The sequence below is a fragment of the Pseudomonas sp. SO81 genome (genome assembly GCF_030374125.1).
Classification (GTDB): Bacteria; Pseudomonadota; Gammaproteobacteria; order Pseudomonadales; family Pseudomonadaceae; genus Aquipseudomonas.
Genome location: NZ_CP126126.1, coordinates 3,975,223 through 3,984,703 on the forward strand (window position 1 = coordinate 3,975,223; position 9,481 = coordinate 3,984,703).

A 9,481-nucleotide genomic window follows, 5' to 3' on the forward strand; every position below is an offset into this window, starting at 1 on the left:
AAGTGGTCTTCCGCAAGGTCTTTCGGTAAGGCGGCGGCGTATGAAGGCGGGGAGAGTGGTGTGCCGGCTTGTCGCCCGAGGCGCCGGCTACCTCGGTAGCAGGGGCTTCCCCCTTGGCTTCCGATTTACTCGAACAGGTGCGCGCTTTGATCCGGCCCGGCAGGGGAAGGCGAGCTGATCTGCGGGTGATATGAGCCCGCGCTAACGCAGCTGCATGCCGAACCGGCACGGATTGGAAGTCAAACGCCAGCCGGCTGCGCGACAGCGCGAACCATGGCCATGATTCCGGTCTGGATATCGGTTTTGCCGATGGCCGCCCAGCGCTCAGGCTCAGCTGCCTTGAAACGCTCGTATTCATCGATGGCAGCCTGGTCGTCGTGCTCAGCTGCGACAGCCTTACCAATCCGCTGCGCCTGCAGCATCGTCACCAGCTTGCCCTGCAGCTTCAGCAGTTCAGCGCCCTGGGCCTTGATGGCGTTCATCAGCGATATTTCGTCCTCGTTCAGCTCGCGGTAGCCAGCGATCTTGCGGTGTTGGTTTTCCATAGGTGTTCTCCTGGGTGGTTCCCTGCAGCCCCTCGCAAGGGCATCGGGGAAGCCTCACTGCACAACGCGCAGCTCGTTACGCGGTATCCAGCGGCCGTTCACCTCGACCATGCAGCCCACGAAGGCGGCATAGCGGGTGTTGCGCTCGGTCTGGTAGCCGTACCAGGAGCAGGCGCCCCAGGCGAATAGGCGGGTGAGCAGCCAGATGGTGAGAAGCGCGGCGGCCAGCACCAGGCAGGCCGCCACGAGCCGCCGGCGCATCAGCGCACCGCCTTCACGATGCTGTTGATGCCCTTATCCACAGCGCGGCGCACGGTGCGCTGTTCCTTGCTGGCCAGGTCCTTGTGGTACTCGTTGTCGTAGACGACCTGGGCGCGTAGGCAGTAGGTGTCCGGCGCTAAGGTCGTGCTGGTCTTCAGGCCGGTTGCCGCCTGGGTTTCCACGCTGCAGTGGGTGTAGAGCGGGTTGTTGTTGGCGTCCTTGGCGTTGGCGAAGGAGTCGTCGTTGATCTCACCGATCAGGATCTGGTTGCCGAAGTCCTCGGTGATGTCGGTGGTGATCTTGCCGGCGCGGCCGACGTAGAGCATGCCGGCGATCTCGATGCGCACACCGGCGCGGGAGACGTAGCCCTGGGCGACGGCCTCGGCCGCGCTGTACCAGTCGTCGAACTCGACGATGCGCGCGCCTTCGTAGTCCTTGTCGGTTGCTACCCAGTTCTTGACGGTGACCAGGGCGCCGGAGCCGCTGACCGCGGCGAAGGCGTACTTCTCGGCCACGCTGTCGTCTTCCATCTTGCCGAAGTCGTCCACCCCGGCCTTGCCGTGCAGCCAGTACACGATCTCGGAGTGGGCGTCGGACACCTTGATGTCCGCGGGGAGCGGGGCAGTGGTGACGACGTCGGCCTGCATGATGGCTATGCGGCAGTCGCCGTCCTTCAGCAACTGGGCGTTCTCAACCGAGCCGCCGGTGTTGAGCACCTCGAGCTGGGCGCCGGTGTTCTTGGTGATGGCCTTGCCGATGGCTTGGCCGAGGCTCTCGTAGAAGCCGCCTTCGCCACCGGTGCAGAAGGTGAGCGGGGCAGGGGTGGCGCTGGCCAGGCCGCTGATGGTCAGCAGCACGGCGAGCAGGATGTGGGTCGCTTTCATGGGGTGATCCTCGGGTTGGCGTTGCTGGTGTGCCTGCTGGGCAGGCTCTCGAATACTTGTCCTCCTGACCTGGCCGCCCTGGAGGTTGAGGCGGGGCGCATCGCGTTCGGGTCGTTCTCTCGGTTGGGTAGGGCCCTCGATCAGCCGTCTCCGGTCGCCCATGGTTCTGGGTCGCCTTCGCGTTGGCAGGTGTTGCCTCTGCACCTGTCTGATCGCCGGTCGCCGAAGAGGCGATGCGTTCTGTTGTTGATGGTGTCCACCTGACTTTCTGTCGCCCCACAGGTAGTGGCCGGGGCTGCCTCGCCGGCGGCTGCCGGCTAGCTGTTCATGGCGTGCGTTGTTAAAGAGCGGTGGCCTCGTGGCCTGGCTGGTATGAACCGGCGTGAGATAAATATGTACTCATGGTTCATATATGGTCAAGTACCAAAAGTACATATTTCGTTTTGCGCGCTAACGGTTGCGCAGGACGTTGCAAGCGGAGCGGCAGTTGAAATACTGTACGGATATACAGAATCAGGAGTAGGGAAGATGGCAAAGCAGAAGTCCCCAGAGCGTCAGGCGAAGCGCGAGCTGACCGGGTTGGAGCGGCTGGGGTTGCGGGTTTCGATGATGATCAATTCGCCCAGGTCGCAGCTTGAGCGCTGCGTGACGGTGCACCGGCTGGATACGGATTCAGCCGAGGACTGGGCGGGGGTGTTGGAGCTGTTGGCCGAGGAGGATGCGGTGGCGGTGACGCCGAACGAGGATGGGTCAGTGACGCTGCGGTGGGATCTGCCGACCCAAGAGGATCGGGCGGTGGAGGAGGGGGAGCTGGAGGCGGTGGAGGATGATGTGCAGTACTAGGCGGCACCGTCATTTAGTGAGACTTCGAGTTGCTCAGGTTTCGGAAGAATGTGTGCCAGCGATTTACAACTTAACCCGCAACTGACGGCTTTCTTGTAGAGACCTACATCATGCGTCCATAACTCGTCCGCGTTATTTGCCAATGCGATAGCGATAATCTGGCGATCGACGCGAAGTTTCGCCTTGCTGGCCACGGTGTCTAGAGCTCTTAACTCCTCGTCATTGACCATAAGCGCGCATTCGATCGCTGCGATTTGGTCGAAAGGAACAACCTCAAAACAGGAGGTGCCTCCGATTAAGTCCAAATGGGTCTGATAAGCATCGTGAGCTACGCCAATAAGGTATTCCGCAAGTACCGGCGCAGGGATTAAGACAACCCCGTCTTTGGAGTCTATTTGCTCGATCAGGGCTTCCGCGCGCGCCTCCAACCGATCAACCGGCTCACCTGTTTCGGGGTCGTATAGCTGTGCGCCAGCTTTAGCATTCCTTAGCGTTTGAATGAGGATGTTTGTGTCGAGAACTACGCGCACCTTAGCTCCTCAGCTCATGGATCGTAGCATGCGGATCTTCCTGATCATCCCAGAGCATTCCTCCCGCTCTCTTGATCCGATCAACCGTGCCTTTTAGGTTGCTCTTTTCAAGCTTCTCATACGAATGGATGAACATTTTTTTTAGTCTCCACCCGCCGTGGGGGCGACTCTGCCACTCGCCCTTGCCGTGCACTCGTACGTGCTTGAAAAGCAGTTTTCCTAGCTCTTCGGCGAGATGCGTATCTGCTTCGCAGAGCAATGTCTCTCCATTGGCCCCTTCTAGGCGTACCGGGACGGTATCGTCTTTCCCACCAACAATGTAAAGGCGCCCTTGCACGCTACCCTGTTTGATGACGACCAGAGGAGCGGCAGAGCTCTTAACCTTGGGAAACTGCAGAATCTGGGCATCGTCCGTGCGCAAGATTCCATCCACCCGATCCTCCTCCATGAGGCTCGCGAGACGTTTGTACGCTTTGATTGCTCTTTTCGGACCCACATTCTGGCCAGCTTCGCGTACGCGATGCACTACATGCTGGTAGTACGAATCATCGATGTGAGTGTTCAGGCACGCAGAGCCTTCAGTGACGGAATCAAAGTGGACACTGTCCGGATGACCCAGCAACTCAACGAGCTCGCAAAGATAGTCCGTAAGACGTGCCATAGATAGCAGTCCTGGCTTGGTCCCATCTAAAGCGAGCGTTAGCGTTTTCATCATTCGAGTATAGGTCGCTGACAGTGGACGAGGCTATACGTTAGGCAGCGGTTTTTCTGTTCAACGGGCCGGTCAAACAAGCCTTTCATTTTCCGATTGTCGGAGCACTAGGAGATCCCTAGGCGCATCTACGCGAACCTTAACTTTGCCTCTGGAAGTCCCGACCATCTGGAGGCAGACCTCGCCCCGCTTGAGCGCTTCGATGAGTCCGTTGATATCCGCGCCCTCAACAATCTTTAAGGTTAAGTACTCCCGCTTGTTGAGTGTTACGACGAGCCGTCCACTTTCTCCGGATTCCTCGTTGCGCCTGATAGTGAGCCCGAAAAATGTTGCCGTCACCACGGCGTAGCAAATGCCGTTAAACGCATTAAGTACAAAGAGAAAAACGTCTCGTCGGCTCAATGGGGCCGCACTGCTCTTGAAGTCGATGACCCCGATGATCGAGTCCCAGACAATCCAGCCGGCGGCGACTGTTACCGCTCCGCATCCAAGTCGAAGCAACAACCGCTGAATATAGGGCTTCGAAGCGGATGCCTTTTCTGACAGCCAGCGCCTGAACTGGGCGCGCTTGTGATCTGATGCAGTCCCGTAAATCCATAACCCACCGCCAATCGGTAGGAGAATTTGAATCCACGTAGCTAGTGCCTCCACGCCCCCTCCTTGATGCCGCTGCCTCTACGCTAGAGCTTCTGCGCGTTCCATACCAGCAGTACTCTGGCATGGATGGCGACCTCGTCGAGGCTGACAACGCGGTCCTTGTGTTTGGGATTGTCCGAGATCAGCTCGATGCTTTCGGCGTCTACCTTCTGCAGGCGCTTGATGTAGAGCATGCCGTCCCAGGTGATGACGTAGACGCCGTCGCCGGTGAAGTCGGTGACGCCGCGGTCGACGATGACCGGGTCTTTGTCCTGGATCGTCGGCGCCATGGACTGGCCCCAGCCGCTGATGATGGCCAGGTTGGCGGGGGAGGTGTAGTCGAGGCCCAGTTTCTCCAGCTGGGGGCCGCTCACCGTCACGTTACGCATGAAGTCGGTGTAGTCGGCCGGCACCTGGCCGTGGCCCATGGAGCCGCGCACATCGTACTGCGGGATCAGGATCTCGCCTGGCTTGAGGCGCGAGCCGGAGAAGTCGGCGGAGATGACCTTGCCTGTCTTCGCCTCAGCGAGGCTCTGCTGCACGGCCTCGACCAGGCGAGCCTCGGCGTCCTTGTTCAGCTTGCCGTGCTTGGCCAGCATCTCCAGAACCTTGGTTGCGGCCTGCTCGGTTGCCTTGTAGCCGGTAGAGGCCTGTTCTGCGATCTGCTGGATTGCCGCTACGGTTCGAGGCGGGGTCATGAACTGGCTCTTCATTGGCTCTTCGCCGTACTCCAGCCACTCGGTACGAACGCCCAGGGTGGTGGCCAGATCGAGCATGGCATCCCGCTCGGGCATGCTCTCGCAGTTCATCCACTTGCTGACCGCCTTGGGCGTGCGCTTCGTTGCGCGGGCCAGGTGAGCGCCCAGTCCCCATTCCGGCAAGCCAGCCGCTACCGCCGCCTGTTTTAGGCGGGCTACGAACCCGGCGCGGATAGAGTCGATTTCTTGAACCATTCGTTCACTATCACACGTGGTTGCGTGAACTTTCAGTACCGACATAATATGTACCAGAAGTACCTAATCCATCAGGAGCAACCATGAGCACTCTCAAGGCTGCGATCGACGCAGCTGGCGGCCCAGCTGCAGCGGCGCGCATCTGCGGCAAAAGCCCGCGCGCGATCTACAAGTGGCTCGCGGCAGGCGCGCTGCCGCGCACCGAGTACACCGGCGAAACGAAGTACGCCGAGCTGCTGGCTGCAGCTGCTGCAGCGCGAGGCGAGCCTTTCCAAACCGCCGAGCTGAAAGAGAGCGCGAAGCCGAGCGCAAAGTCGGCGGCCTGAGGGCAGGCGCCGCTGACGCAATGGGGTTTAGGGGCTGTGTTCTTCATGGCCACCAGATTGAAGGCGCGATGACTACAGCGCCACGGAAAGAGCAGAGAGGTTTTACGCATGGAACAGTTCCTCAGGGCCTGTCATGACGCTGTGAAGGACGCCGAGCCGAAGCGCCTGGCGGGCCAGATGGGTTTGCCGCATGTGAGCCTGCTGCAGCGCTCGAACCCGGACAACGACGCGCACAAGCTGACCATCAACCATCTGTACCAGATCCTACTGCACACCCAGGACATGCGGCCGCTGGCGGCGCTGGCTGCCGAGTTCGGCTTCAACCTGGTGGCGAAGGAGGGCGCCGAGGCGGTGAACCTCTCCGCTGCGGTGCTGCACATGCACGCCGAGGTGGCCGACGTGACCAAGGCGGTGACCGTGGCCATGGCCGACGGCCGGGTGAGCCAGGTGGAGAAGGCGATGATCCGCCGGGAGATCGGCGGCGTGCGCGAGAGCTTGGACCAGCTCGAAGCCTCGGTGCAGGTGGCCTGACATGGCAGGCGACTGGATCAAGATGCGCGTCTCCCTGGCTGACGACCCTGCGGTGATTCTGATCGCGGATCGGCTGGGCCTGGACGAGTTCTCGGTGGTTGGGCGGCTGCAGCATCTGTGGAGTTGGGCCGACAGTCAGTCACGCGACGGTCACGCTGCTGGCGTGACACAAAAATGGATCGACCGTTACCTGCGTTGCGATGGCTTCGCCGGCGTGATGGCTGAGGCCGGTTGGCTGGTGATCAGCGAGCAGGGCATCACCTTCCCCAATTTTGAGCGACACAACGGCGCAACCGCCAAGGCACGGGGCCTGGCGGCGAATCGGCAGCAGAAAAAGCGCGGTGCTGTCACGCCATCCGTCACGCCAGAGTCACCCGAACCGTCACGTAGTGAGCGTGACAGCAGCGTGACCAGAGAAGAGAAGAGAAGAGATAAAGAACAACAACAGGGGGAGCCGCCCGAGGACGCCCGCCAGCGCTTCGTGATGGTGGAGACCTGGAAGCCGGACGAGGTGAGCCTGGCCACCCACCTGAAGATGATCGGCGTGGCGGCTGAGCAGGTGACCGACGAGGTAGTTGCCGAGTTCGTGTCGTACTGGCTGACCCGGCCCGAGACGGCGAACAACCAGGGCGGTTGGTGCCGCGAGCTGGTTACCTCGATCAAGCGTGCTGCTGCGCGCACTGCAGCCAAGCCTGCCCAGGCCGCCCGCAACGGGCGGACCAGCCAGCACACCGATCTGAAATCCCAAAACCTGCGTGACGGCCTGGAGCCCAATCCCGATGGAACCTACTCGTTCTAACCGCCCGAGTTCGCTGGGCGACAGCCTCGCGCGCCTGCAGAGGTCTGCCGGGATCACCGGCACGGCGCCGGCCAAGTGCCTGGCGCATGGTGACTACATCGCCAACAAGCTGCGCGACGACGTGCTCTCCGGCTGCCCGGAGTGTGCGCGGCAGCGCCTGGCCGAGCAGGAGGCCATCGACCGCACCGAGCAGCAGCGCCTGGCCGTTGCGGCGAAGCTGGAGCGGCAGCTGGGCCAGGCCCTGATTCCGCTGCGGTTTAAGACCAAGACCTTTGCGAACTACCGGGCCGAGACGGAGGCGCAGCGCCTGGCGCTGACCATCTGCCGCGGGTATGCAGCGGACTTCCCGGAGCACGCCGGCGCTGGGCGCTGCCTGCTGCTGCTCGGCCATGTGGGCAACGGCAAGACGCACCTGGCCGCGGCGATCGCCGCCGAGGTGGTGGAGCAGCACCGGCGCAACGTGCTGTACACGACCGTGGCCCGGGTGTGCCAGCAGGTGAAGGCGAGCTACGGGAAGGAGGCGGAGCAGTCCGAGCGCGAGGCGCTGGAGATCTTCCGGACGCCAGACCTGCTGATCCTGGACGAGGTGGGGGCCAGCTACGGGACTGACTTCGAGCGGATGGTGATGTTCGAGGTGGTGAACGCCCGCTACGAGGACGTGAAGCCGACCATCGTGATTTCCAACCTGGCCGCGCCGGCCCTCTCCGGCGCCTTGGGTGACCGGACGGTGGACCGGCTGCGCGAGGGCGGCGGCCTGGCGGCGGTGTTTGATTGGGCAAGTGCGCGGCGGGAGGTGGATCGTGGCTGAGTGGCGCCGGGCGCAGTGCATGGCTGATCCGCAGTTGGTCGAGGCTGCAGCGAAGGAGGCCGGGGTGGTCGGGCAGTTCGACCTGGCCGGGCGCTTTGCGGTTGTGTCCGGCTGGGGTGAGCGCCCTTGGTTCGCACCCCTCGACGACGACGCGGACTGCTTCCAGCTGGCCACGCGGTTTGACGGCCTGCAGCTGGACCAGATCGTGGCCAAGGCGCTGGCGACGTTCAGCCAGCCGGACCTGGTGCGCCAGTACGTGCGGCGCGAGGTGGTGCTGGCGGTGGTGCAGATTTCTTTGATGACCGAGGAGGAGCGGCATGAGCATGGCCGGTGAACGCTGCTGGTCGGAGATGCGGGGCGACGAAGGCCGGGCGGTGCCTGGCTGCTGGGTGACGCCTGAGGGGTACATCGTGAGCCTGTGCCGGCTGACGAAGACGCCCTTCACGGTGATCCGCCCCGGCGATCGCGCGCCGTTCGCCTACCTGGGCGACGAGGCCGAGGTGGTGCGGATGATCCAGGCTGACCAGCAGGCCAGGGCCGGGGAGGGCGTATGCGCCTGATCTGCTTGCTGGCCGGCTGCCGGTGGGACGCCGGTGTGGTGATTGTGCTGGGCGGGGAGCAGCTGCGCCTGAGGGTGTGCGAGCGCTGCAACGCGCACAAGCTGGTGGGCCTATGACGAAGGCCGCCCAGCTGCGCAACGTGGCCCAGGTGGTGACCTGGTGGTGTGGGCGGCTGGAGGCGAACCGTTCGGTTAGCGCCAGCTACAGGGCGACGATGCTGAGCCTGGCGCGCCGGCAGGTGGTGCCGAGGCTGGGCAAGGTGACGCTGAAGCAGCTGGACCGCGCCACGGTGGACGATCAGCTGGTGTGGCCGATGCAGGCCGAGGGGCTCTCCCCGCACACCGCGCACAAGGCGCTGCAGGTGCTGCTGATGGCGCTGGAGCTGGCCGCTGTGCAGAAGCGCATCGACCGGAACCCGCTGGCGGGGGTGAGCTTCAAGGACTTCTGGTCCGGCAAGCTGCAGCCGAAGGCGGCCGGGCTGCTGCCGGTGGCGGTGCCGACCCTGCTGGCCAACCTGTGCGAGGCCTTCGAGCAGCAGCCGGTGGCGGTGATGTTGGCGCTGACGATGCTGGCCCAGGGTAACCGCATCGGCGAGTCGTGCCAGGCCCGCCGGGCTCAGATCAGCATGATCGAGCGAGTCTGGATCTTCCCATCGCAGAACACGAAGACCCGCGAGGAGCTGGTGGTGCCGCTGACCGAGCAGATGTGCGCACTGCTGACTCGGTACTGGCAGGCATTGCCGCCGTCCCGCCAGGGCAGCCCGTGGGTGTTCCCCGGGGTGAATGGCAGGCCGGTGAGCGCCAAGCAGGCCAGCGCACTGATCAAGGAGCTGAGCGGCGGGGAGTGGACGAGCCACGACCTGCGCAAGCTGGCGCGCACGGTGTGGGCTGAGATCGGCATCGACTACCTGGTGGGGGAGATGCTGCTGAACCACTCGGTGGGCACGCTGGCGAAGACGTACATCCGCACCACCGCTGACCAGCTGCGCCGGGAGGCGCTGGAGCGGTGGCATGCATGGCTCGATGCGCGCGGGTTCACCGCTGCGCACGGCCTGAAAAGCGAACAAACCGGAATTTCCACAAACGCCGCCTAG

At 63.0% G+C, this 9,481-nt stretch carries 16 protein-coding genes; 9 read left to right on the top strand and 7 right to left on the bottom strand.

The genetic code is table 11. The features are described 5' to 3' along the window. Positions 1-239: 239 nt before the first annotated feature. The 3 genes from OH686_RS18840 to OH686_RS18850 are packed head-to-tail and all read right to left on the bottom strand — an operon-like array spanning position 240 to position 1,690. Positions 240-545, bottom strand: a complete 306-nt coding sequence (locus OH686_RS18840) for an Acb2/Tad1 domain-containing protein (protein WP_289534440.1) — start codon at positions 543-545, stop codon at positions 240-242. A 54-nt stretch (positions 546-599) separates the two neighbouring features. Continuing rightward, positions 600-806 (bottom strand): hypothetical protein, encoded by a 207-nt coding sequence (locus tag OH686_RS18845; protein WP_289534441.1) that lies wholly within the window; start codon positions 804-806, stop codon positions 600-602. Next, a complete protein-coding gene (locus OH686_RS18850; RefSeq protein ID WP_289534442.1) occupies positions 806-1,690 on the bottom strand; it encodes a TAXI family TRAP transporter solute-binding subunit in 885 nt (294 codons plus the stop codon). Before OH686_RS18850 ends, OH686_RS18845 begins: the two co-directional genes overlap by 1 nt. A gap of 528 nt (positions 1,691-2,218) precedes the next feature. Between OH686_RS18850 and OH686_RS18855 the strand changes: the two genes are divergently transcribed. Then, entirely contained in the window at positions 2,219-2,533 is a 315-nt protein-coding gene (locus OH686_RS18855) for a DUF1654 domain-containing protein (protein WP_289534444.1), read from the top strand. On the opposite strand, the gene OH686_RS18860 is transcribed toward OH686_RS18855, so the two are convergent. From OH686_RS18860 to OH686_RS18875, 4 genes are all read right to left on the bottom strand, one after another. Then, a complete protein-coding gene (locus OH686_RS18860) occupies positions 2,530-3,063 on the bottom strand; it encodes a type II toxin-antitoxin system VapC family toxin (RefSeq protein WP_289534446.1) in 534 nt (177 codons plus the stop codon). The genes OH686_RS18855 and OH686_RS18860 overlap by 4 nt on opposite strands. Before the next feature lies 1 nt (position 3,064). Beyond that, positions 3,065-3,724: a hypothetical protein gene (locus OH686_RS18865; RefSeq protein ID WP_289534447.1), complete on the bottom strand. Its 660-nt coding sequence runs from the start codon at positions 3,722-3,724 to the stop codon at positions 3,065-3,067. A 123-nt stretch (positions 3,725-3,847) separates the two neighbouring features. Further along, a complete protein-coding gene (locus OH686_RS18870; protein ID WP_289534448.1) occupies positions 3,848-4,426 on the bottom strand; it encodes a hypothetical protein in 579 nt (192 codons plus the stop codon). A 29-nt stretch (positions 4,427-4,455) separates the two neighbouring features. Further along, positions 4,456-5,292 (bottom strand): S24 family peptidase, encoded by an 837-nt coding sequence (locus OH686_RS18875; protein WP_289534449.1) that lies wholly within the window; start codon positions 5,290-5,292, stop codon positions 4,456-4,458. 155 nt (positions 5,293-5,447) lie between these two features. Here OH686_RS18875 and OH686_RS18880 point away from each other — a divergent pair, with 155 nt between their 5' ends. The 8 genes from OH686_RS18880 (at position 5,448) to OH686_RS18915 (ending at position 9,481) form a co-directional block, all read left to right on the top strand. Beyond that, positions 5,448-5,690, top strand: coding sequence for a hypothetical protein (locus OH686_RS18880; RefSeq protein ID WP_289534450.1), 243 nt, complete (start codon positions 5,448-5,450; stop codon positions 5,688-5,690). A 108-nt stretch (positions 5,691-5,798) separates the two neighbouring features. Further along, a complete protein-coding gene (locus OH686_RS18885) occupies positions 5,799-6,221 on the top strand; it encodes a phage regulatory CII family protein (RefSeq protein ID WP_289534452.1) in 423 nt (140 codons plus the stop codon). 1 nt (position 6,222) lies between these two features. Next, positions 6,223-7,020, top strand: a complete 798-nt coding sequence (locus tag OH686_RS18890; RefSeq protein WP_289534454.1) for a DnaT-like ssDNA-binding domain-containing protein — start codon at positions 6,223-6,225, stop codon at positions 7,018-7,020. After that, the gene (locus OH686_RS18895) at positions 7,001-7,828 is read left to right on the top strand and encodes an ATP-binding protein (RefSeq protein ID WP_289534455.1); all 828 of its coding nucleotides are present in this window, start codon (positions 7,001-7,003) and stop codon (positions 7,826-7,828) included. Before OH686_RS18890 ends, OH686_RS18895 begins: the two co-directional genes overlap by 20 nt. A 19-nt stretch (positions 7,829-7,847) precedes the next feature. Then, positions 7,848-8,162 (top strand): hypothetical protein, encoded by a 315-nt coding sequence (locus tag OH686_RS18900; RefSeq protein ID WP_289534456.1) that lies wholly within the window; start codon positions 7,848-7,850, stop codon positions 8,160-8,162. Next, complete coding sequence (locus OH686_RS18905; protein ID WP_289534457.1) at positions 8,146-8,388, top strand: hypothetical protein; 243 nt, start codon at positions 8,146-8,148, stop codon at positions 8,386-8,388. The genes OH686_RS18900 and OH686_RS18905 overlap by 17 nt, the downstream gene beginning before the upstream one ends. After that, positions 8,379-8,504 carry a PSPA7_2676 family Cys-rich small protein gene (locus tag OH686_RS18910; RefSeq protein ID WP_289534458.1) on the top strand — a complete coding sequence of 42 codons (126 nt, stop codon included), beginning with the start codon at positions 8,379-8,381 and terminating at the stop codon, positions 8,502-8,504. The genes OH686_RS18905 and OH686_RS18910 overlap by 10 nt, the downstream gene beginning before the upstream one ends. Beyond that, on the top strand, positions 8,501-9,481 hold the full coding sequence (locus tag OH686_RS18915) for a tyrosine-type recombinase/integrase (RefSeq protein ID WP_289534459.1): 981 nt from the start codon (positions 8,501-8,503) through the stop codon (positions 9,479-9,481). The genes OH686_RS18910 and OH686_RS18915 overlap by 4 nt, the downstream gene beginning before the upstream one ends.

Coding starts and splice junctions, on each gene's coding strand:
- OH686_RS18865 (WP_289534447.1), bottom strand. CDS start 3,724: ATGGCACGTCTTACGGACTATCTTTGCGAGCTCGTTGAGTTGCTGGGT.
- OH686_RS18915 (WP_289534459.1), top strand. CDS start 8,501: ATGACGAAGGCCGCCCAGCTGCGCAACGTGGCCCAGGTGGTGACCTGG.
- OH686_RS18850 (WP_289534442.1), bottom strand. CDS start 1,690: ATGAAAGCGACCCACATCCTGCTCGCCGTGCTGCTGACCATCAGCGGC.
- OH686_RS18910 (WP_289534458.1), top strand. CDS start 8,379: ATGCGCCTGATCTGCTTGCTGGCCGGCTGCCGGTGGGACGCCGGTGTG.
- OH686_RS18880 (WP_289534450.1), top strand. CDS start 5,448: ATGAGCACTCTCAAGGCTGCGATCGACGCAGCTGGCGGCCCAGCTGCA.
- OH686_RS18905 (WP_289534457.1), top strand. CDS start 8,146: ATGAGCATGGCCGGTGAACGCTGCTGGTCGGAGATGCGGGGCGACGAA.
- OH686_RS18840 (WP_289534440.1), bottom strand. CDS start 545: ATGGAAAACCAACACCGCAAGATCGCTGGCTACCGCGAGCTGAACGAG.
- OH686_RS18885 (WP_289534452.1), top strand. CDS start 5,799: ATGGAACAGTTCCTCAGGGCCTGTCATGACGCTGTGAAGGACGCCGAG.
- OH686_RS18890 (WP_289534454.1), top strand. CDS start 6,223: ATGGCAGGCGACTGGATCAAGATGCGCGTCTCCCTGGCTGACGACCCT.
- OH686_RS18900 (WP_289534456.1), top strand. CDS start 7,848: ATGGCTGATCCGCAGTTGGTCGAGGCTGCAGCGAAGGAGGCCGGGGTG.
- OH686_RS18855 (WP_289534444.1), top strand. CDS start 2,219: ATGGCAAAGCAGAAGTCCCCAGAGCGTCAGGCGAAGCGCGAGCTGACC.
- OH686_RS18845 (WP_289534441.1), bottom strand. CDS start 806: ATGCGCCGGCGGCTCGTGGCGGCCTGCCTGGTGCTGGCCGCCGCGCTT.
- OH686_RS18895 (WP_289534455.1), top strand. CDS start 7,001: ATGGAACCTACTCGTTCTAACCGCCCGAGTTCGCTGGGCGACAGCCTC.